We start from the raw sequence: 22,065 nt of genomic DNA, 5'->3' as shown, positions 1-22,065 counted from the left end.
TAATATGAGCGACAACAAATTAAGCACCAAAGAAATTTTGGCCTTGAAAGCCCAAGCACATCACCTCCATCCTGTCGTTATGGTTGGCCAACAAGGCTTGACCGACTCAGTCATCAAAGAAACCGATGCCGCATTGACAGCACATGAATTGATTAAAGTCCGTGTTTTTGGCGATGATCGCGCTGAACGTATTAAAATTTGCAATGCCCTGTGTGAAACACTGGGTGCTCAACTGGTGCAACATATTGGCAAATTACTTGTTTTGTGGCGTAAGAAACCGGACGGCGAATAATTTAAACTAAATAAACAACAGAAGTATTTTCTCAACCCACTTTAATCATATCCTTCTGTTGTATTTACGCAGTACGGAATGATTTATTCCATTATTCTAAGCATAAAAATACAAATACGGTTGTCTGTTTTTGTAAATAACCTCAAAATTACAAAATCATAACGGCCGCACTCTGTCGGCCGATTATTTTATTCTTAATCCTTCGCAAAATATAAAAGCAAACCGATGAATGCTCAACAATATGAAGAATCTTTTCTTCTAGCAGAAAAATTAATCACTCAAGACCCTCCTGACTTTGCACGAGCCATCCCATTGCTCTGCGAGGCAGCAGAAGCCGGGCATATTGAGGCCGCATTTCAGCTAGCAGGATGCCTGATCGAACACCACGAAAATGCGCAAGATTTAGCAATCGCAGTTGAATATTTAAAGCAAGCTGCAAGAGCTGGTCATCCATACGCCCGCTATAATCTTCTCCAGTTACAAGAAAATAATGGAATAGAAATAGAAAAGCTCATTGCAGCCTATCAAGAGCTTGCTGAAGAAGGATTAGCCCCAGCACAACTACACCTCATGCGTTTATATGCAGATAATGGCAATGACCAAGAAGCAGTCAAATGGGCATTGAAAGCTGCCGAACAGCAAAATCCTCAGGCACAATACTTCTTAGCCCAACATTACCAATATTCCAGCTCTTCTGATTTGGAATATTCTCATAAACTTTATCAACAATCCGCTGCGCAGGGATTTATTGCAGCACACTGGCAACTCGGTCTCCAATACAAATTGGGGCAAGGTGTCGCACAAAATCCTGAAAAAGCAATCGAACATTTACGTATTGCCGCCGATTACGACATTGTTCCAGCGCAAACTTCTCTTGCGGAACTCTTAGCCGCATCAAATCCTGCTGAAGCATTGGAATGGTTTGAAAAAGCTGCCGCACAAGGTGACAGCAATGCGAATGTAGCACTTGCCGAAATCTATCTGCTAGGCAAAAACACCGAACGAGACCCTCATAAGGCCTATCAGCACGCTAAATTTGCTGCTGATCAAAATGATCCGGAAGGCTTGCGCCTTTTAGGTGATATCCATCGCTACGGATTGGGACAAGCAGTTGATGCAGACACCGCACGTCAATATTATCAACGCTCGGCTGATTTAGGTAATCTTGTCGCTTACCAAAAACTTCTGTCTGACAGTGCGTTGAATAACCAGAAAAACTATCAGCTAACCAAAGAAATCGCTCTCCAACGTCAAGAAGCCGAGCGTCTGTACAAGCTGGCATTTGCATCGCACTATGGCTTAAAACGCAAACAGAATTACGCTGAAGCACTGGATCTATACCATCAGTCCGCAGAACGTGGACACAGTAAATCCCAAACCAATCTAGGTATGATGTATTACTGCGGACAAGGCGTACCTGTCGACTACGCCCAAGCTGCAAAATGGTTTGAAGCAGCGGCCAAACAAAGAGACACGATGGCTCAATATAATCTTGCCTGCCTGTATTATCACGGCATGGGTGTAAAAAAAGACATCAACAATGCTTGCTTCTGGTTGCAAGAAGCCATCCAACATGGACATGAACAGCAAGACGTTCTCAAAGAGCTTCTGACTCAATGGAAGCAATTCTCTCAAAAAGGCTCTACTGATAATTAGAGGCCGTCTGAAATTCTAACTTCCTACATAAATGACATGTCAGCGCTAAAGTAGCCTGTACATGTCATTTTTTTCATTTACCCTTCCTCAACAATCGCCATCTTCAAATCCCATTTCTCCTTAATCTCTTTAGAGTCTTCAGACGGCCTATTCTCTTTGTAAAAAACCAGATAATCTAAATTTAATTTTCTATTTACAACAAAATTTGAAAAATATTTTTCGTATTCGAATAAACTTTCTCAAATATCTGATGCTTTTTTACTGTATCCACTCAATATCTCGATTTAAAAACAAGCTACAGAACTCTTTTAAAAAATCTTAATTTCAACCTCTAAATCCTATCAATATCTACAGCACAATTTGCCAGTTTGCCCAATTACTGATAGCATTTGCAGGTTAGCTGGTTTGTAAAAAGTTCAATTCTTTCTGATTTTTTATCAACGGTTATAACGTATTGATAATATTTCAGTAATTAAAACTTTTTTCGAATTTAACTCTAGGAATTTTCGTTTTAAACTCACATCTGTTCGCAAACGAAAATATCGGAGTAATACTCCGTCATTGAAAAACACTCAACACAAGGATAGATATTATGTCCACCCAATTACACGATGTTGACCCAATTGAAACCAAAGAATGGTTAGACGCGTTAAGCTCTGTTTTAGAATATGAAGGTAGCGAACGCGCCCAATACCTGCTGGAAAGTTTGGTCAAATACAGCCGTGACAAAGGCATCCGTATGCCTCACGGCACCACTACTCCATATTTGAACACCGTTTCCGTAGAAGACGAAAAAGGCATCCCTGGCGACCAAAACATCGAACACCGCATCCGTGCATTCGTTCGTTGGAACGCTGCCGCTATCGTTTTGCGCGCAGGTAAAAAAGATTTGGAATTGGGTGGACATATTGCATCTTTCCAATCAGCCGCCACTATGTACGAAGTCGGCTTCAACCACTTCTGGAAAGCTAAAGGCGAAGGCGAAGAAGGCGATCTGGTATTCTTCCAAGGCCACGTAGCCCCTGGTATCTACGCACGTGCGTTTGTTGAAGGCCGTCTGACTGAAGACCAGCTGAACAACTTCCGTCAAGAAGTTGGCGGTAAAGGTCTGCCTTCTTACCCTCACCCTCACCTGTTGCCTGACTTCTGGCAATTCCCAACCGTATCTATGGGTCTTGGCCCATTGATGGCAATTTACCAAGCACGCTTCCTGAAATACTTGGAATCTCGCGGCTTGGCTAAAACCAAAGGCCGTAAAGTATGGGTATTCTGTGGCGACGGTGAAATGGACGAACCTGAAAGCCAAGGTGCTATTGCTCTGGCTTCACGCGAAGGCTTGGACAACTTGGTATTCGTCATCAACTGTAACCTGCAACGTTTGGACGGCCCAGTACGCGGTAACGGCAAAATCATTCAAGAGCTGGAAGGCAACTTTGCCGGCGCCGGCTGGAATGTTGTGAAAGTCGTCTGGGGTCGTCGTTGGGACCGCCTCTTGGCAAAAGACAAAGATGGCATCCTGCGCAAACGTATGGAAGAGTGCCTGGACGGTGACTACCAAACTTACAAATCCAAAGACGGTGCATACGTTCGCGAACACTTCTTCAATACGCCTGAACTGAAAGCATTGGTCGCCGATATGACTGATGACGAAATTTGGGCATTGAACCGCGGTGGTCATGACCCTCAAAAAGTCTACAACGCTTACGACCGCGCTGCGAACCACGCCAACGGAAAACCTACTGTAATCTTGGCAAAAACCATTAAAGGTTACGGTATGGGTGCATCCGGCGAAGGTCAAAACGTTGCCCACCAAGCCAAAAAAATGGACAAAGCGTCTCTGAAACAATTCCGTGACCGCTTTGACATTCCTGTAACTGACGAGCAAATCGACAGTGGCGACCTGCCTTACCTGACTTTTGCTCCTGACAGCGAAGAATACAAATACCTGCACGCACGCCGTGAATCTTTGGGTGGCTACCTGCCTCAACGCAACCCAACCCAAGATGTTCTGGAAGTGCCTGAACTGTCAGCATTCGATGCCCAACTGAAATCCAGCGGTGACCGTGAATTCTCCACCACCATGGCTTTCGTACGCATCCTGTCTACTTTGCTGAAAGACAAAAAAATCGGCAAACGCGTTGTACCTATCGTTCCTGACGAAAGCCGTACTTTCGGTATGGAAGGTATGTTCCGCCAATACGGTATTTGGAACCCTAAAGGCCAACAATACACTCCTCAAGATAAAGACCAACTGATGTTCTACAAAGAATCCGTCGACGGTCAAATCTTGCAAGAAGGTATTAATGAGCCAGGCGCAATGGCTGACTGGATCGCGGCTGCAACCAGCTACGCCAACAGCAACTTTGCGATGATTCCTTTCTACATCTACTACTCTATGTTCGGTTTCCAACGAGTTGGCGACTTGGCATGGGCAGCAGGCGATATGCACGCACGCGGCTTCCTGTTAGGTGGTACTGCCGGCCGTACAACGCTGAACGGTGAAGGTCTGCAACATGAAGACGGCCACAGCCATATTCAAGCAGATTTGATTCCAAACTGCGTTTCTTACGACCCGACATTCCAATACGAAGTAGCCGTTATCGTTCAAGACGGCCTGCGCCGTATGTATGCCAATAACGAAGACGTGTTCTACTATATCACCCTGATGAACGAGAACTACGCTCACCCAGATATGCCTGAAGGCGCAGAAGAAAACATCCTGAAAGGTATGTATCTGCTGAAAGCCGGTGGCAAAGGCGACAAGAAAGTTCAATTGATGGGTTCCGGTACCATCCTGCAAGAAGTCATTGCCGGTGCTGAATTGTTGAAAGCCGACTTCGGCGTAGAAGCAGACATCTGGTCTTGCCCATCTTTCAACCTGTTGCATCGCGATGCTATAGAAGCAGAACGTTTCAACCGCCTTAATCCTTTGGAAACTGCAAAAGTACCGTTTGTTACTTCTCAACTGCAAGGTCATGACGGCCCAGTGATTGCCGCTACCGACTATATCCGCAGCTATGCTGACCGCATCCGTGCCTATATCCCTAACGACTACCACGTCTTGGGTACTGACGGCTTCGGTCGCTCCGACAGCCGTGCCAACCTGCGCAGCTTCTTCGAAGTTGACCGCTACAACGTTGCCGTTGCTGCATTGAGCGCATTGGCCGAGCAAGGTAAAGTCAGCACAGAAACCGTTCAACAAGCCATTGAAAAATATGGTATTAAAGCCGATTCAGCTCCTAGCTGGAAACGCTAATTGATGTTTCAGACGACCTGTTTACTTCATTCAGACATCAGGCCGTCTGAAAACCGAATGCTTGAATGGTTTGAACAAACAAACTGTACCGATGCCGTGTGAAACAGTTTTCAGACGGCATCAAACTGAAAATATTAAAGGAACTCAAATGAGTATCGTAGAAATCAAAGTCCCTGATATCGGCGGTCATGAAAACGTCGACATCATCGCCGTAGAAGTTAAAGTAGGCGACACTATTGCCGTTGACGACACCCTGATTACTTTGGAAACCGACAAAGCCACTATGGACGTACCTGCTGATGCAGCCGGCGTCGTGAAAGAAGTTAAAGTTAAAGTGGGCGATAAAATCTCTGAAGGCGGCGTTATTCTGACCGTTGAAACCGGTGCTGCCGCTGCTGATGCCGCTCCGACCCCTGCAGCAGAAGCTCCTGCTGCTCCAGCTGCTGCGCCTGCAGCCGCTCCTGCCGGTGGTGCTACTGTACAAGTTGTTGTACCTGATATCGGCGGCCACTCTGACGTAGACGTTATTGCCGTTGAAATTAAAGTTGGCGACACTGTTGCCGTTGACGACACCCTGATTACGTTGGAAACCGACAAAGCCACCATGGACGTACCATGTACCGAAGCCGGTGTGGTTAAAGCTGTATTCCTGAAAGTTGGCGACAAAGTATCCGAAGGCTCTGCCATTATCGAAGTAGAAACTGCCGGCTCTGCCGCAGCGGCTCCTGCTCCTGCCGCTCAAGCTGCCGCACCTGCACCTGCTGCAGCTCCGGCTCCTGCTGCACCAGCCGCTGCACCTGCACCGGTTGCTCCTGCTGCTGCAAAAATCGATGAAGCTGCATTTGCAAAAGCCCATGCAGGTCCTTCTGCACGTAAACTGGCGCGCGAATTGGGCGTAGATTTGGGCCAAGTCAAAGGTACCGGTCTGAAAGGCCGTATCATGGGCGAAGACGTTAAAGCCTTCGTTAAATCCGTTATGCAAAGCGGTGCAGGCAAACCTGCTGCTGCCTCTTTGGGCGGTGGTCTGGACTTGTTGCCATGGCCTAAAGTTGACTTCTCAAAATTCGGCAGCGTCGAAGTTAAAGAACTGTCTCGTATTAAGAAAATCTCCGGTCAAAACCTGTCTCGCAACTGGGTTGTGATTCCTCACGTTACCGTACACGAAGAAGCGGACATGACCGAATTGGAAGAATTCCGCAAACAACTGAACAAAGAATGGGAACGCGAAGGCGTGAAACTGTCTCCATTGGCCTTCATCATTAAAGCCTCTGTTGCTGCGCTGAAAGCCTTCCCTGAATTCAATGCCTCTCTGGATGGCGACAATCTGGTGCTGAAAAACTACTTCAACATCGGTTTCGCAGCAGACACGCCAAATGGCTTGGTTGTTCCAGTAATCAAAGACGTGGATCAAAAAGGCTTGAAACAAATCAGCCAAGAGCTGACCGAATTGTCTAAAAAAGCCCGCGAAGGCAAGCTCAAACCGCAAGAAATGCAAGGCGCATGCTTTACTATTTCCAGCTTGGGCGGTATCGGCGGCACAGGCTTCACGCCGATCGTGAATGCTCCTGAAGTTGCTATCTTGGGTGTGTGCAAATCCCAAATCAAACCGGTTTGGAACGGCAAAGAATTCGCTCCTCGCCTGATGTGCCCATTGAGCCTGTCCTTCGACCACCGCGTCATCGACGGTGCCGCCGGTATGCGCTTCACCGTATTCCTGGCTAACCTGTTGAAAGACTTCCGCCGCATTACTCTGTAATCCGAGCATTTTCAGACGGCCTTTTTACTCAGGCCGTCTGAAAAAAGAAGTCCGAACATCATTCAGAAAGATTAGACATGAGCTTAGTTGAATTAAAAGTGCCAGACATTGGCGGTCACGAAAATGTAGATATTATTGCGGTTGAAGTAAATGTAGGCGACACCATTGCCGTGGACGATACCCTGATTACTTTGGAAACCGATAAAGCCACTATGGACGTACCTGCCGAAGTTGCAGGTGTCGTTAAAGAAGTTAAAGTTAAAGTGGGTGACAAAATCTCCGAAGGCGGCTTGATTGCAGTCGTTGAAGCCGAAGGTGCGGCTGCCGCTCCTAAAGCCGAAGCACCAGCTGCTCCTGCACAAGAAGCGCCTAAAGCTGCTGCTCCAGCTCCTCAAGCTGCACAATTTGGCGGTTCTGCCGATGCTGAATACGATGTGGTCGTATTGGGTGGCGGCCCTGGCGGTTATTCCGCTGCATTTGCCGCTGCTGACGAAGGCTTGAAAGTTGCCATCGTCGAGCGTTACAAAACTTTGGGCGGCGTTTGCTTGAACGTCGGCTGTATCCCTTCAAAAGCTCTGTTGCACAACGCTGCCGTAATCGATGAAGTACGTCACTTGGCTGCGAACGGTATCAAATACCCAGAACCAGAACTCGACATCGACATGCTGCGCGCTTACAAAGACGGCGTGGTTTCCCGCCTGACTACCGGCTTGGCAGGTATGGCCAAAGGCCGTAAAGTGGACGTTATCCAAGGTGACGGTCAATTCTTGGATCCTTACCACTTGGAAGTGTCGCTGACCACCGGCGACGTGTACGAGCAAGCGACCCCTACCGGCGAGAAAAAAATCGTTGCCTTCAAAAACTGTATCATTGCAGCAGGCAGCCGCGTAACCAAACTGCCTTTCATTCCTGAAGATCCACGCATCATCGATTCTAGCGGTGCACTGGCTCTGAAAGAAGTACCGGGCAAACTGCTGATCATCGGCGGCGGTATCATCGGCCTCGAAATGGGTACAGTTTACAGCACGCTGGGTTCTCGCCTTGACGTCGTTGAAATGATGGACGGCCTGATGCAAGGCGCAGACCGCGACTTGGTTAAAGTATGGCAAAAACAAAACGAATACCGTTTTGACAACATCATGATCAACACCAAAACTGTCGCTGTTGAGCCTAAAGAAGACGGCGTTTACGTTACCTTCGAAGGTGCAAATGCACCTAAAGAACCACAACGTTACGATGCCGTACTGGTGGCTGCCGGTCGTGCGCCTAACGGCAAACTCATCAGCGCTGAAAAAGCCGGTGTTGCCGTAACTGACCGCGGCTTCATCGAAGTGGACAAACAAATGCGCACCAACGTGCCGCACATCTACGCCATCGGCGACATCGTCGGTCAACCGATGTTGGCACACAAGGCCGTTCACGAAGGCCACGTTGCCGCTGAAAACTGTGCCGGCCACAAAGCCTACTTCGACGCGCGCGTTATTCCAGGCGTTGCCTACACTTCTCCTGAAGTGGCATGGGTTGGCGAAACCGAGTTGTCTGCCAAAGCTTCCGGCCGCAAAATCACCAAAGCCAACTTCCCATGGGCTGCTTCCGGCCGTGCGATTGCCAACGGTTGCGACAATGGTTTCACTAAGCTGATTTTTGATGCTGAAACCGGCCGCATCATCGGCGGCGGTATCGTTGGCCCTAACGGCGGCGATATGATCGGCGAAGTCTGCTTGGCCATCGAAATGGGCTGCGATGCAACCGACATCGGCAAAACCATCCACCCACACCCAACCTTGGGCGAATCCATCGGTATGGCTGCGGAAGTGGCATTGGGCGTATGTACCGACCTGCCGGCTCAGAAAAAGAAATAAGTTCATTCAAATAAAGTTTGAACGAACTTAATGGAACAAAGGCCGTCTGAATGTTTCAGACGGCCTTTTCTCAAATAAGGAGATTTAATATGAAAAAAATCGAAGCCATTATCAAACCTTTCAAACTCGACGATGTACGCGAAGTCTTGACCGAAATCGGCATTACCGGCATGACCGTCAGCGAAGTCAAAGGCTTCGGCCGCCAAAAAGGCCATACAGAAATTTATCGCGGCGCAGAATACGCAGTTGATTTCCTGCCCAAAGTGAAAATCGAATTGGTATTAGCTGACGACAAAGTCGATCAGGCTGTTGATGCCATTTTGGAAACCGCACATTCCGGCAAAATCGGTGACGGTAAAATCTTCATTTATCCAGTTGAAGAAGCTATCCGCATTCGAACCGGCGAACGTTCGGATGCCGCGCTTTAATAGAAATCACAAGATACAGAATACAAATGCCGTCTGAAAAAAGTCATGACTTGTCTTAATCAGGGCTTATTTTTCAGACGGCATTATTGAATACCCCCATTCTCTAAAGTCTATCCAGGTAAACCTATTACCAAAAACCTCACGCTATCAAGCATGGATGAATTCAAGGCAATGCTTCCCTTGACCTTCATGAACGACTTTACCGTATCAAATAACTCTTTCCAAAGTATTGCTTACCCAATCCCATACTTGCAAAACCTCAACGCCCTCCTTTTAAAATCAAATCCCTCGTATTTTTTTCCTATTCTTATTGTTGTCTAACTTTTCAGACGACCCCTTTATCCAAACTCCGTTATAATGACGGCTTTACAATTAATTTATCCAAAGACAGTCTTATCATGAAACACATCCACATTATCGGTATCGGCGGCACATTTATGGGCGGCGTAGCAGCTATTGCCAAAGAAGCAGGTTTTAAAGTCAGCGGTTGCGACGCCAAAATGTATCCACCGATGAGCACCCAGCTTGAAGCCTTGGGCATAGACGTACACGAAGGCTTTGATGCCGCTCAATTGGACGAATTTAAAGCCGACGTTTACGTTATCGGTAATGTCGTCAAACGCGGCATGGATGTGATTGAAGCCATTTTGAATAAAGGCCTGCCTTATATTTCCGGCCCGCAATGGCTTGCTGAAAACGTATTACACTATCATTGGGTACTCGGCGTAACCGGTACACACGGCAAAACGACTACCGCCTCCATGCTGGCATGGGTCTTAGAATATGCCGGACTCGCACCGGGCTTCCTGATTGGCGGCGTACCGGAAAACTTCAGTGTTTCTGCCCGTCTGCCGCAAACTCCGCGCCAAGATCCGAACAGCAAATCGCCGTTTTTCGTCATCGAAGCCGACGAATACGACACTGCCTTTTTTGACAAACGCTCCAAATTCGTACACTACCGTCCGCGTACCGCCATTTTGAACAATCTGGAATTCGACCACGCCGACATTTTTGCCGATTTGGGCGCCATTCAAACACAATTCCATCATTTGGTACGCACCGTGCCGTCTGAAGGCCTCATTGTCTGCAACGGCCAGCAGCAAAGCCTGCAAGATACTCTAGACAAAGGCTGCTGGACGCCCGTAGAGAAATTCGGTACCGAACAAGGCTGGCAAGTTGGTAGCGTCCATGCTGACGGCTCGTTTGATGTACGCCATCACGGCGAAACGGTCGGACACGTCGCTTGGGAACTGATGGGCGAACACAACCGCATGAACGCCCTCGCCGTTATCTCTGCCGCACGTCATGCCGGAGTCGATATTCAGACGGCCTGCGAAGCTTTAAGTGCATTTAAAAATGTCAAACGCCGTATGGAAATCAAAGGCACGGTGAACGGCATCACTGTTTACGACGACTTTGCCCACCATCCGACCGCCATCGAAACCACCATCGAAGGCTTACGTCAGCGCGTCGGTAACGCACGCATCCTCGCCGTCCTCGAGCCTCGTTCCAACACCATGAAGCTCGGCACCATGAAAGCCGCCCTGCCCGCAAGCTTAAACGATGCCGACCAAGTATTCTGCTACGCCGGCGGCGTGGACTGGGACGTCGCCGAAGCCCTCGCGCCTTTAGGCGGCAAGCTGCACGTCGGTCAAGACTTCGATGCCTTTGTTGCCGAAATCGTGAAAAATGCCGAAGCAGGCGACCATATTTTGGTCATGAGCAATGGCGGTTTCGGCGGAATACACGGAAAGCTGCTGGAAGCGTTGAAATAAGGTTGGTTAAAAGTTTGGAATGAGTGAGGCCGTCTGAAAACCGGAATTTGGTTTTCAGACGGCCTTTTTGTTGTGAAGTAATGAGATGGGGAAAAACCGATATTTCCGGCGAATCAGGTTTGGTTATAAACCAAGCCGGGTTTGCCATTTGCCTTTATTTAGTTTTTTTAGGCAGCTTGGTGTTTTCGCTTTCTATTGCCTTTCGGTATAGGTCAAACAGGAAGGCGACGCGTTCTGCCTCGTCGTCGGTGTTTTTACCTTTTTTGTAGCCGTAGGCTTTATCTACTGCTTTGTCGAGGGCGGCGTGTGCTTTGACGAGATCGGGATAGCCTGCGTCGGGCGCATAGAGTTCGGCGAGCGTAGGAGGAAGCAGATCGTTGGCAAGCGCATCGGCTCGGTATTTCTCGCGAATGTCAAGGATGGCTTGGGCGGCAGCTTCGATGGCGGAACGGAGGGGATTGTTTTCAGACGGCCTCGACGTTTCGCCTTTTTTGCCCGAAGCTTCCTGACAGGCAGTTTCGTCATCGTTAGGTTTACAGCAGCTTTCTGGGAAGGGAAAGTTGTTGTACACAACGGTATTGGAATAGCGGTAATCGCTTTTCAGACGGCCTGCGACAGTACGCATAAAGGCATTGTGCATGGTTGAGCAGAGGATGCCGAAGTGGTAGAGGGTGGCGTTTGGAAGCATAAACGATGAATCGCTGATGATGATTTGATGCGACAGATAACCGATGGGGACGAAACGGCGGCTTTCAGAAGATACGCGTGGAATAATCAGATAATTGCCGTCTGAAGGCTGGCGGATTTCATCGAAGAGCCACGGGGTAGCCGCTTTTTTCTGCGTGGAGGCTTTACTGCTGGCTTCGCGCATGGCTTTAACCGCCTGAATACGGGCTTGGACTTTGGGCATCTGTTTCAGGTCGTAGTTGCGTTTGACGTCGGATACGCCGTGAAACCACAGGCACCAACGGGTTTTGCCGTTGAGGAATTCCTCGGCGCCGATAAAGGGACGGATGTATTGTTCCGCTAAGGGTTCAGCGGCAATTAAGGTTTCTTTTTCATCGGAGGAAAGGATAAGGTTGCCACCGTCGGTCGGCTTATTACCATAAAGCATTTCAATTTCCCCACTGATTTGGGTTTTGCGCTTGGCAATAATCAAATCGGGCGCATCAATCAGATAAGGATTGATGTTGGCTACGGCGTGTTTTTGGGGTTCACCTTTGATGTCGGGATAGTCGTAGAGGTATTTGGGCAGAGCGGGATTTGCCGAAGCGTTTGCGCCGCCGTTTTCAGACGACGTTTGCGGTTTGCGGCTAAAGCCGACGATGATGCAATGGACGGCGGCTTTGCCTGCGGCTTGGCTCGTCCATTGGAAGGTGCGGTGGGCAAAGTTGATTTCGATGCCTTGGTTCAAAAGGCTGCCCCAAAGGATTTCGACCTGCTGGCCTTGGCAGATGGAATTGGTGGAGACAAATGCCGTCTGAACTTGGGGATTCTGCGCCATGATGCCGGCGGCTTTGACATACCAGTTGCAGACGTAATCCAACAGGCCGTAGCCTTTGATATGGCTGCAGATGCTTTCGAGGTCGTTTTTCTGCTCTTTGGTTTGGTAGGTCGAACCGATAAAGGGTGGATTGCCGAAGATGTAGTCCGCCGCCTGCCAAGGTGTGCGGAGGCTGTTGGCATGGATGATTTCGGCGGCATCTTCGAGCGGCAGCGTATGGCAGGCGACCTCGCCGTCGAAGCGGATTTGCGTGCGGATGTTGCATTGGTGGTTTTTGAGCCACATGGCAGTACGGGCGATAAGGACGGCGAATTCGTCTATTTCGATACCGTGGAATTGTTTCAGACGGCATTGGACGGACGGGCTGTCGAATAAGCCGCCTGCTTTGTCTTTGAGGGCTTCGGCGATGATGTCGTCTTCAAGGGCGCGGATGCGGTCGTAGGCAACGATAAGGAAATTGCCGCAGCCGCAGGCCGGGTCGAGGAATTGCAGGTTTTGGATTTTTTGGTAGAAGGCGGCGAGTTTTTTGGCTTTGTCGCGTTTGAGGGCTTTGACGGCTTCAAATTCGGCGCGCAGGTTTTCTAAAAAGAGGCTGTTGATGACTTTGTCGATATTTGCGGCTTCGGTGTAATGTGCGCCTGCTTCGCGCCGCTCTTGCGCGTCCATGACGGATTGGAAGAGCGTGCCGAAGATTTCTGGACTGATGTTGCGCCAGTCGAAATTGCCGCAGTCGATTAAGGCGCGGTGCTGCTTGGCAGTGAAGTCGAAAGTGCGCAGGCGTTCTTTGAAAAGGCCGCCGTTGACGTATTCGAAACCTTTAAATTTTTCGCTTTGGGTCTTGCTGCGCTTTTGGTCGGGTGTGTTGAGAAATTCAAAGAGTTGATTGAGCTTGTCACCGAGCGTATCGGCCTCTTTGCAGCTTTCTAAAAAGTCTTGAAAGAGGTAGTTGCGCTGGAAAACGGCGCTGTCGTCGGCAAAAAAGAGGAAAAGCAGGCGCGTGATGAAGAGCCTGAGTTCGTGTTCTTCATAAATGCCTTCTTCCTGCAAGGCATCGTGTAGTCTGCCAATCGCCGTCGCCGCTTGAATGTTGGCTTCTTCTTGAATTTGGCGGACTTTGGCTTCGATGCCGAACATAAAGTCGAAAACGCCGCGCGTAATGTATTCGGGCAATGCTTCCAACGGGAATTGCCATTGGTTTTCTACGCCTTCTTTAGGCTCGCGACGATAAAGGTGGAAATGGGCAAAATCGCTGACGGCGTAATATTCAGGTAATGCAGACGGCTTGGTGCGCTCGATTTCCTGCAAATAACGCTCCGCCTGTTCTTTGGCTTTGGCTAGGTTTTTGTTGGCGGATTTGTGTTCTGCCAGGAAGATGCCTTCCCAAAAGACATCGACAAATTGGGTGTTGTTGCTCGGGTCTTTAACGGCATATTCGAAGTGGACGACGTTTTTGCGGTCTATGCCGAAAATCGCAAAAAATTCATTCCAAAAGGTGTCTTTTTCACGGCGTTCGTCGGTTTGGTTTTTATAGTGGTCGGCGAAATTTTGTGCGGCGCTTTGGAGTTGGAGCAAGGTTTTCATGACTTTATGGAATGAATGTATTGTGTAAATGGATGGGGCGTTATTATAACGGTTTGCGTTAAAAAGGTCGTCTGAAACCTCTTTTCAGACGACCTTTATTCTTTCTGGTTATCAATATTTAACCGCAACCACCGCATTTGCCACAGCCGCTGCTGCAGTCGCGTTTTTTCGGTTTGAACACGAATTTTCGCAAGAGGAAGAATACGCAAGTGAGCATAATCAAGCCGACGATAATATATTGAGTCATGATGATAGTATCCTTGAAGAAATTTGGTAAACCACGAATGCGGCAAAATAAGCCATCAGGAACAAATAGCCTGTAATCATAAGCATATTTTTCGTGGATTTGGTTTCGCGTTTAATTACGGCCAAAGTCGCGGCACACATCGGAGCATACACATACCAAGCCAAGAAGGCAAAGGCGGTCGGCAAGCCCCAGTTGTTGTGTATGATGGGAATTAATGCGTTTTGTACGGCATCTTCAGACGACGCGCTGACGGCATAAACGGTACCCAATGCGGCAACGACCACTTCGCGCGCGGCAATACCCGGAATCATGGCGATACACATTTCCCAAGTAAAACCCAAAGGTGCAAAAAACGGCTGAATAGCATGACCAAGCGTACCTGCCAAGCTGTAATCGATGGCGGCACCGGTTGCGCCTTCAGGCGGTTGCGGCCAGCTTACCAAGCCCCACAGAACCACGGCCAACGCAAAAATGATGGTACCCGCGCGTTTCAGGAAGGCTTTTACCCTATCCCACAAGCTGGTCATGATGTGTTTGAAGTTAGGCGTACGGAAAGTCGGCAATTCCATCAAAAGTGGGAATTGTTGCACATTGCCTTTCATCCGCGCCAAGCGTTTCATGATATACGCTGCCAATGCGGCCGACAGAATGCCTACGATATAAAGAATAAACAATGTCAGGCCTTGCAGGTTGAAAATCCCACCCACTGTACGGTCAGGAATAACAGCGGCGATAATCAGCGCATACACCGGCAAACGTGCGGAACAAGTCAGCAACGGCGCAACCGCGATGGTAACAAGGCGTTCGCGCGGGTCGTTAATGGTACGCGCCGACATCACGGCAGGAACGGCACAGGCAAAGCTGGACAAAAGGGGAATAAACGAACGGCCGGACAAACCGCTTTTTGCCATGATGTTATCCAGCAGGAAGGCTGCACGCGGCAGATAGCCTGAGTCTTCCAATAGCAGGATAAAGGCAAACAAAATCGTAATCTGAGGCAGGAACACCAACACGCTGCCCAAACCGGCAATGACGCCGTTGACCAGCAAATCGTTGAGGATGCCCGGCTCCATGTTGGCGCCTATCCATTCGCCCAGCGCGGTAAAGCCACCTTCGATGGCGTCCATAATCGGCGCCGCCCATGTGTAAACCGCTTGGAACACCATAAACAGGATGACCAGCAGCATAATCATGCCCCAGACGGGGTGCAGCACGATGTCGTCGAGTTTTTTGTGCCATGCGGGCAGCGTCATCTGGGTGCGTACCACTTGTGCCAAAATCGATTCGACTTCTTGATAAAGTTTGTCGCTATCCAGCGCATCGAGCGTGCGTTCGGCAGAGGCGGGGTTTGCGGGGAAAGAGCGTTTGCGCGGCAGCTTCGCCACGGCTTCGCGTACAGCCTGTACACCCGACGCGCTCACTGCAACTGTTTCCAAAACAGGTGCATCCAACAACTCGCTCAGTTTGGCCGCGTCGATATTCAAGCCCCTTTTGCGGGCCACGTCGCTCAAATTCAGCGACACCACCATAGGCAGTCCCAGCGTTTTCAGTTCCAAAATCATGCGCAGGGTCATACGCAGGTTGGTCGCGTCGGCAACGGCAATAATGGCATCGGGCGGAATGCCCATCTTGCCTACCATTACATCTTTCGCCACCGCTTCGTCGGGGCTGGTCGTGCGTAGGCTGTATGTGCCCGGCAGGTCGATAATGCGGACGGCCTCGTCGTCGAGGAAGGCGCCCTCGCGCTTATCGACAGTTACGCCCGGATAATTGGCAACCTTGGCATGTGAGCCGGTCAAACCGTTGAACAAAACGGTTTTGCCGCAGTTTGGCGCGCCAATCAAGGCAAAATAGCTTAGTTCCATCATTTTTCCTTATTCTTTCAGACGGCCTTAAACGGCCTCAACGATACGACACATAATCTTCCCGGCCTCTTCCGAACGCAGGGAAAATTGAGATTGGTTACCCAAACGTACCGCAAACGGGCCTCTCCCAAAACCACCCACTGCAATCACTTGCAACGGCATTCCGCTGGAAAAACCCAAATCTGCAAGACGACGGGTTACCAAGGTATCCAAATCACCAAAAACAGGATTGGGAGCAATGGAATCAATATGTACGACTGCGCCTTTTTTCAGGCGCGACAAAGGAACAGCAGACATAAGTCTCTCTTTTCTTTTTGTTTTAAAAATAGATTATTGAAAAAACGTGAGAAGTATGATGAATGTGTAGCACATTTGAAAGATTGTTTACGAATGGCTATTTGCCCCTTCTTTCGATAAGTGCGGTTTGTTTTGAATACTGTTATTGTTTCCCTTAATGATAAGGTATATCAATATAAAAATCAAATGTAACAAGATAAACTAAAAAGGCTAAAATCCTTTTATCATTAGGATTTCAGCCTTTTTATGCACTCAACAAACTAAAGGCCATCTGAAAGGTTTCAGACGGCCTTCAAAATAAAAAACCGAATCAAATCGGTTTTTTATTCCCATTCAGGGAAAGACTCTAAATTACAGAGCGTCTTTCAATGCTTTACCGGCACGGAATTTAGGAGTTTTAGCAGCAGCAATAGTCAAAGGCTCGCCAGTTTTTGGGTTGCGGCCTTGACGTTCGGCGCGTTCGCCGACGTAGAAAGTACCGAAACCGACCAGAGTAACAGTGTCGCCGCTTTTCAATGCGTTGGTTACGGCATTAGTAGTAGCATCCAAAGCTTTTTGCGCAGCAGATTTGGAAATGCCGGCTTCTTGAGCAATTGCTTCGATCAATTCAGACTTGTTCACAATTAGTCCCTTCCTATCGTATAAAGATGATGAAATGCCCGAATACTCGGGGCTTGAGCGCTTTCAAAGCACATACGCACTTTATAGCAATTCTGAAATTATCATGTCAAGTAAAAAATGTGGAATTGCCCTATTTTTGGGGCATTCAGGGCAAAACCACATTTTTTGCAACATCAGACGGCCAACTTAATGCTTGGTTGCTTTTGTTCTTGACTTTGTCTTAGGAGTTTGCACGGTCTCGGCAACTGCCAATTCGGCAACCCATTGCTCAGGCTGAGTTTCCAGACTCAAAGCCAACACTTCATCAATCCATTTGACCGGATGGATGGTCAGACCGGTTTTGACATTTTCAGGGATTTCTTCCAAATCTTTGACGTTGTCTTTCGGAATCAATACATGCTTGATGCCGCCGCGCAAAGCAGCCAGCAGTTTTTCTTTCAAACCGCCGATCGGCAACACTTCGCCACGCAAAGTGATTTCACCGGTCATCGCCACATCCGCACGCACCGGAATTTTGGTAAAGGCAGAAACCATCGCCAAAGTCATGGCAATACCTGCGCTTGGACCGTCTTTCGGCGTCGCACCTTCCGGCACATGGACGTGAATGTCTTTCTTCTCGTAAAAATCAGGAGCCAGACCCACTGATTCGGCACGGGAACGGACAACCGACCATGCGGCCGATACTGATTCTTTCATCACATCGCCCAGTTGGCCGGTACATTGAATCGTACCCTTGCCCGGCAAGGCAACCGCCTCAACAGTCAACAACTCGCCACCGACTTCAGTCCAAGCCAGACCGGTTACCTGGCCGATGCGGTTTTCGCTTTCGGCCACGCCATAGTCGAAACGGCGCACGCCTAGATAGTCATGCAGATTTTTCTCAGTAACTTTAATTGCTTTAGGCTTGGCCTTGCTTGCTGTTTTGGATTTGGACGCTTTTTTCTTATCCTCATTCAAGGTAACCTGCATTACTACTTTGCGGCAGATTTTGGCAATTTCGCGATCCAACGAGCGGACGCCGGCCTCGCGAGTGTAGTAACGGATAATATCGCGCACCGCACTTTCATCAACCACCAACTCACCCTCTTTCACACCATTGCGCTTCATTTGTTTCGGCACAAGGTATTGCATGGCGATATTGATTTTTTCATCTTCCGTGTAACCGGACAGACGGATGATTTCCATACGGTCAAGCAGCGGAGTCGGGATATTCAAGCTGTTTGAAGTGGCAATAAACATCACATCGCTCAAATCGTAATCGACTTCGGCATAATGGTCGGCAAACTTGTTATTTTGCTCAGGATCAAGCACCTCAAGCAATGCACTGGCTGGATCGCCACGGAAATCACTGCCCATTTTGTCGATTTCATCAAGCAGGAACAATGGGTTTTTTACACCCGCTTTTGCCATGTTTTGCAGGATTTTGCCCGGCATAGAGCCGATATAGGTACGGCGGTGGCCGCGGATTTCGCTTTCATCACGCACGCCGCCTAATGCCATACGCACATATTGACGGCCTGTAGCTTTGGCAATCGATTCGCCCAAGGAAGTTTTACCCACTCCCGGAGGACCGACCAAACACAAAATCGGGCCTTTGAGCTTGTCCATACGTTTTTGAACAGCCAAATATTCCAAAATACGTTCTTTGACTTTTTCCAAACCATAGTGGTCGGCATTCAAAATCAAATCAGCCTTGGCAATATCTTTGCTGACACGGGATTTTTTCTTCCATGGCAACTCAAGCAAAGTATCGATGTAGTTGCGCACGACGGTAGATTCCGCAGACATCGGCGGCATCATTTTCAGTTTTTTCAATTCAGACAGACATTTTTCTTCAGCCTCTTTGCTCATGCCTGCTTCTTTGATTTTTGCTTCCAACGCGTCCAGCTCGCCGCGCTCGTCTTCTTCGCCCAATTCTTTCTGAATCGCTTTCACTTGCTCATTCAAGTAATACTCGCGTTGGGATTTTTCCATTTGACGTTTTACACGGCCACGGATGCGTTTCTCAACCTGCATGATGTCGAGTTCGGCTTCCAACTGAGCCAGCAGAAATTCCAAACGTTCGACAATGCCGGCGGTCTCCAGCACATATTGACGCTGCTCCAACTTCAGCTGTAAATGCGCGGCAATCGTATCGGCAAGACGGCTGTTGTCATCGATACTGCTGATGGTACTGATGACTTCGGCAGGAATTTTTTTGTTCAATTTCGCATATTGCTCAAATTGAGTCAGCAAGGTACGGCGCAAGGCTTCAATTTCGGGATTGTCCTTGTCGCTATTTTCATCAATCACCTCAACATGGGACAAAAACAATCCGCCTGTTTCGTCAACCGTCAACGCGCGCGCACGACGGATACCTTCCACCAACACTTTAACAGTACCGTCAGGCAGCTTCAAAACCTGCAAAACTTGGGCAACCGTACCGGTCTGGTGCAAGTCTTCAGCTTTAGGGTCTTCTGTATTAGGGTCAAGCTGGGCCAACAGGAAAACCGGATCATCATTGGCCATTGCCGCCTCAAGGGCCGCAATCGATTTAGGACGACCGACGAACAGCGGCAATACCATATGCGGATACACCACGACATCGCGTAAAGGCAAGGTAGCCAGCGCACTGTATTCCTCGAAATATTTGTCTTTTGTCGGCATAGTTAGAAATCTCAATCATTGTTAAATCAGAATGTAGCTCAAAATTGGGTTGAAGCGCTCCATTTCAAGACTTGAAAACAGCTTATCCGCACCTATTTTCGAAAACATCATTTTTAATAGCCCGATATGGACGTTTACGATAAAATATATCGGATTTTGGGCCGTCTGAAAACTTTTCAGACGGCCCTGGCTAACCAAACAAGGTAGTAAACCATGACAGACTCAACCGAAAAAAAATCATTAATTGAATTCCCTTGCACCTTCCCTGTAAAAGTCATGGGCGCGGTTCATCCGGAATTTGAATCCGCCATCTTGGAAACTGTGCGCAAACATGCTCCCGATACCGAGCCGCACCACATTACTACGCGCCCAAGCAGCAAAGGCAACTACACCAGCGCAACCGTCAAAGTAAATGTTGATAACCAAGAGCAGCTCGACAATATTTACCGCGACCTGACTTCACACGAATTGGTAAAAGTGGTGCTGTAATGAAAATCGTGCACAAAGGCTTGGTCGATTACCTGCCGACTTTCGAAGCCATGAAGGCATTTAATGCCTCGCGTGACGAAAACACCGAAGACGAATTATGGGTGGTCGAACATCCGCCCGTATTCACCCAGGGCTTGGCCGGAAAACCTGAACACCTCCTCATTCGCGACGATATACCCGTTGTCCAAATTGACAGAGGCGGTCAAATTACCTACCACGGTCCCGGCCAATTGGTCGTTTATACGATGATCAATTTCAAACGCCGTAAGACCAGTGTGCGCCATATCGTTTCCGCACTTGAAAACAGCATCATCGCTACCTTGGCAGAATACGGCATCGAAGCAGCCGCCGATCCCAAACGTCCAGGCGTTTATGTCGGCGAGCGTAAAATCGCTTCCCTGGGCCTGCGTATCAAAGACGGCTCCGTTTACCACGGCTTGGCGCTTAACGTGAACATGGATTTAAGTCCGTTTACCCATATCAACCCCTGCGGTTATGCCGGTATGGAAATGACCCAAATTGCTGACTACGTCTCTCCGGCACCCAGCTTGGCAGAAGTTTCGGACAAACTGACCAAGCATTTACAAAAAGAGCTGGCATAAGGCCGTCTGAAAATATTCAACCCCAACGCCATCTTTTAACTGCCCCTCTGAACCCACAAGCCCCTAGGTCATAAAGACTACAATAAGCTTTTCAGACGGCCTTTATAACGACAGAAAGAACACATCACCATGAGTGAAGAAGTAAAACACGACCCTAAACGCGGCATCAAACTGAAAGGCGCAGACAAAACTGCACGCATTCCGATTAAAGTTGTTCCATTGGAACAAAAATTGAAAAAGCCCGAATGGATCCGCGCCAAATTACCGGGTAAGAAATTCTTTGAAATCAAAAACATTCTTCGCGAACAAAAAATGCATACCGTGTGCGAAGAAGCATCTTGTCCAAATATCAGCGAATGCTTTACCAAAGGTACGGCCACATTCATGATCATGGGCGATATTTGTACACGCCGCTGCCCGTTCTGCGACGTTGGTCATGGCCGCCCCAATATGTTGGATCCTGACGAGCCTAAACACTTGGCAGAATCCGTCAAATCCATGAACCTGCGCTATGTCGTGATTACTTCCGTCGACCGTGACGACCTGCGTGATGGCGGTGCCCAACATTTCGCCGACTGCATCAAAGCCATCCGCGAAACCAGCCCGAATACCAAAATCGAAATCCTTGTTCCCGATTTCCGCGGCCGTCTGGACATCGCACTGGAAATCTTGGCAGAAACCCCGCCCGACGTGATGAACCACAACTTGGAAACCCATCCAAGCCTGTATAAAAAAGCCCGTCCGGGTGCCAACTACCAACACTCCCTCGAGCTTCTGCGCCGCTACAAAGAAATGATGCCCCATATTCCGACCAAATCCGGCATCATGGTCGGCTTGGGCGAAACAGACGAGGACGTGCGCGAAATCATGCGCGATATGCGTGCCAACAATATCGAGATGATTACCATCGGCCAATATCTGCAACCTTCAGACGGCCACCTGCCCGTCTTACGCTATGTAACGCCCGATCAATTCAAAGTTTTTGAAAAAGAAGCATACGAATTAGGCTTTACCAATGCCGCCATCGGCGCAATGGTTCGCTCCAGCTACCACGCAGACGAACAAGCAGCCGAAGCTTTGCGTGAAACCCACGGCGGTTGCAGCCACCACTAAGGTTTAAATCATATAAGGCCGCCTGAAAAATCAGGTAACTGTTTTTCAGACGGCCTTTATTTATGCAAAACTCTT

Annotated in this window: 16 protein-coding genes; 10 read left to right on the top strand and 6 right to left on the bottom strand. The window is 48.7% G+C overall.

Features of this window, described 5'->3' with window-relative positions:
* The first annotated feature begins 4 nt into the window (after window positions 1-4).
* The 7 genes from yhbY to mpl all read left to right on the top strand — a co-directional run bounded on the left by yhbY (window position 5) and on the right by mpl (window position 11,025).
* The gene (yhbY, locus tag ACTHSW_RS07025) at window positions 5-292 is read left to right on the top strand and encodes a ribosome assembly RNA-binding protein YhbY (protein ID WP_440373808.1); all 288 of its coding nucleotides are present in this window, start codon (window positions 5-7) and stop codon (window positions 290-292) included.
* A gap of 225 nt (window positions 293-517) precedes the next feature.
* The gene (locus tag ACTHSW_RS07020) at window positions 518-1,948 is read left to right on the top strand and encodes a tetratricopeptide repeat protein (RefSeq protein ID WP_440373807.1); all 1,431 of its coding nucleotides are present in this window, start codon (window positions 518-520) and stop codon (window positions 1,946-1,948) included.
* A gap of 592 nt (window positions 1,949-2,540) precedes the next feature.
* On the top strand, window positions 2,541-5,204 hold the full coding sequence (gene aceE, locus ACTHSW_RS07015; RefSeq protein ID WP_440373806.1) for a pyruvate dehydrogenase (acetyl-transferring), homodimeric type: 2,664 nt from the start codon (window positions 2,541-2,543) through the stop codon (window positions 5,202-5,204).
* Window positions 5,205-5,352: 148 nt separating this feature from the next.
* Window positions 5,353-6,960 carry a dihydrolipoyllysine-residue acetyltransferase gene (gene aceF / locus ACTHSW_RS07010; RefSeq protein WP_440373805.1) on the top strand — a complete coding sequence of 536 codons (1,608 nt, stop codon included), beginning with the start codon at window positions 5,353-5,355 and terminating at the stop codon, window positions 6,958-6,960.
* A gap of 77 nt (window positions 6,961-7,037) precedes the next feature.
* Entirely contained in the window at window positions 7,038-8,822 is a 1,785-nt protein-coding gene (lpdA, locus tag ACTHSW_RS07005; RefSeq protein ID WP_440373804.1) for a dihydrolipoyl dehydrogenase, read from the top strand.
* 89 nt (window positions 8,823-8,911) lie between these two features.
* Entirely contained in the window at window positions 8,912-9,250 is a 339-nt protein-coding gene (locus tag ACTHSW_RS07000; protein WP_003746874.1) for a P-II family nitrogen regulator, read from the top strand.
* A gap of 398 nt (window positions 9,251-9,648) precedes the next feature.
* Window positions 9,649-11,025: a UDP-N-acetylmuramate:L-alanyl-gamma-D-glutamyl-meso-diaminopimelate ligase gene (gene mpl, locus ACTHSW_RS06995; RefSeq protein ID WP_440373803.1), complete on the top strand. Its 1,377-nt coding sequence runs from the start codon at window positions 9,649-9,651 to the stop codon at window positions 11,023-11,025.
* Window positions 11,026-11,179: 154 nt separating this feature from the next.
* Here the strand turns inward: mpl and ACTHSW_RS06990 are convergent, their stop codons facing one another.
* The 6 genes from ACTHSW_RS06990 to lon all read right to left on the bottom strand — a co-directional run bounded on the left by ACTHSW_RS06990 (window position 11,180) and on the right by lon (window position 19,786).
* Complete coding sequence (locus ACTHSW_RS06990; RefSeq protein ID WP_440373802.1) at window positions 11,180-14,110, bottom strand: class I SAM-dependent DNA methyltransferase; 2,931 nt, start codon at window positions 14,108-14,110, stop codon at window positions 11,180-11,182.
* 118 nt (window positions 14,111-14,228) lie between these two features.
* Window positions 14,229-14,357 carry a FeoB-associated Cys-rich membrane protein gene (locus ACTHSW_RS06985; RefSeq protein WP_082156001.1) on the bottom strand — a complete coding sequence of 43 codons (129 nt, stop codon included), beginning with the start codon at window positions 14,355-14,357 and terminating at the stop codon, window positions 14,229-14,231.
* Complete coding sequence (gene feoB, locus ACTHSW_RS06980) at window positions 14,354-16,222, bottom strand: ferrous iron transporter B (protein WP_070646101.1); 1,869 nt, start codon at window positions 16,220-16,222, stop codon at window positions 14,354-14,356. Before feoB ends, ACTHSW_RS06985 begins: the two co-directional genes overlap by 4 nt.
* Before the next feature lie 27 nt (window positions 16,223-16,249).
* Entirely contained in the window at window positions 16,250-16,519 is a 270-nt protein-coding gene (locus ACTHSW_RS06975) for a FeoA family protein (RefSeq protein ID WP_003746882.1), read from the bottom strand.
* Window positions 16,520-16,870: 351 nt separating this feature from the next.
* Window positions 16,871-17,140 carry an HU family DNA-binding protein gene (locus tag ACTHSW_RS06970; RefSeq protein ID WP_070625332.1) on the bottom strand — a complete coding sequence of 90 codons (270 nt, stop codon included), beginning with the start codon at window positions 17,138-17,140 and terminating at the stop codon, window positions 16,871-16,873.
* Window positions 17,141-17,326: 186 nt separating this feature from the next.
* Window positions 17,327-19,786, bottom strand: coding sequence for an endopeptidase La (lon, locus tag ACTHSW_RS06965; protein ID WP_070625334.1), 2,460 nt, complete (start codon window positions 19,784-19,786; stop codon window positions 17,327-17,329).
* Window positions 19,787-19,999: 213 nt separating this feature from the next.
* On the opposite strand from lon, the gene ACTHSW_RS06960 reads away from it, so the two are divergent.
* From ACTHSW_RS06960 to lipA, 3 genes are all read left to right on the top strand, one after another.
* A complete protein-coding gene (locus ACTHSW_RS06960) occupies window positions 20,000-20,275 on the top strand; it encodes an HP0495 family protein (RefSeq protein WP_049328369.1) in 276 nt (91 codons plus the stop codon).
* Window positions 20,275-20,877: a lipoyl(octanoyl) transferase LipB gene (lipB, locus tag ACTHSW_RS06955; protein ID WP_049352317.1), complete on the top strand. Its 603-nt coding sequence runs from the start codon at window positions 20,275-20,277 to the stop codon at window positions 20,875-20,877. Before ACTHSW_RS06960 ends, lipB begins: the two co-directional genes overlap by 1 nt.
* Window positions 20,878-21,006: 129 nt before the next feature.
* Window positions 21,007-21,990 carry a lipoyl synthase gene (lipA, locus tag ACTHSW_RS06950; RefSeq protein ID WP_070591250.1) on the top strand — a complete coding sequence of 328 codons (984 nt, stop codon included), beginning with the start codon at window positions 21,007-21,009 and terminating at the stop codon, window positions 21,988-21,990.
* Window positions 21,991-22,065 lie beyond the last annotated feature (75 nt).

The sequence above is a fragment of the Neisseria sp. P0008.S004 genome (assembly GCF_051962755.1).
In the GTDB taxonomy this organism is placed as follows: Bacteria; Pseudomonadota; Gammaproteobacteria; order Burkholderiales; family Neisseriaceae; genus Neisseria; species Neisseria subflava_A.
This window is presented reverse-complemented; position numbering and strand designations above follow the sequence as displayed.

Bases quoted from the DNA above. Each gene is read 5' to 3' on its own strand.
- feoB (WP_070646101.1), bottom strand. From the start codon at position 16,222: ATGGAACTAAGCTATTTTGCCTTGATTGGCGCGCCAAACTGCGGCAAA.
- ACTHSW_RS06990 (WP_440373802.1), bottom strand. From the start codon at position 14,110: ATGAAAACCTTGCTCCAACTCCAAAGCGCCGCACAAAATTTCGCCGAC.
- ACTHSW_RS07020 (WP_440373807.1), top strand. From the start codon at position 518: ATGAATGCTCAACAATATGAAGAATCTTTTCTTCTAGCAGAAAAATTA.
- lipB (WP_049352317.1), top strand. From the start codon at position 20,275: ATGAAAATCGTGCACAAAGGCTTGGTCGATTACCTGCCGACTTTCGAA.
- aceE (WP_440373806.1), top strand. From the start codon at position 2,541: ATGTCCACCCAATTACACGATGTTGACCCAATTGAAACCAAAGAATGG.
- aceF (WP_440373805.1), top strand. From the start codon at position 5,353: ATGAGTATCGTAGAAATCAAAGTCCCTGATATCGGCGGTCATGAAAAC.
- ACTHSW_RS07000 (WP_003746874.1), top strand. From the start codon at position 8,912: ATGAAAAAAATCGAAGCCATTATCAAACCTTTCAAACTCGACGATGTA.
- ACTHSW_RS06960 (WP_049328369.1), top strand. From the start codon at position 20,000: ATGACAGACTCAACCGAAAAAAAATCATTAATTGAATTCCCTTGCACC.
- yhbY (WP_440373808.1), top strand. From the start codon at position 5: ATGAGCGACAACAAATTAAGCACCAAAGAAATTTTGGCCTTGAAAGCC.
- lon (WP_070625334.1), bottom strand. From the start codon at position 19,786: ATGCCGACAAAAGACAAATATTTCGAGGAATACAGTGCGCTGGCTACC.
- lpdA (WP_440373804.1), top strand. From the start codon at position 7,038: ATGAGCTTAGTTGAATTAAAAGTGCCAGACATTGGCGGTCACGAAAAT.
- ACTHSW_RS06985 (WP_082156001.1), bottom strand. From the start codon at position 14,357: ATGACTCAATATATTATCGTCGGCTTGATTATGCTCACTTGCGTATTC.
- lipA (WP_070591250.1), top strand. From the start codon at position 21,007: ATGAGTGAAGAAGTAAAACACGACCCTAAACGCGGCATCAAACTGAAA.
- mpl (WP_440373803.1), top strand. From the start codon at position 9,649: ATGAAACACATCCACATTATCGGTATCGGCGGCACATTTATGGGCGGC.
- ACTHSW_RS06975 (WP_003746882.1), bottom strand. From the start codon at position 16,519: ATGTCTGCTGTTCCTTTGTCGCGCCTGAAAAAAGGCGCAGTCGTACAT.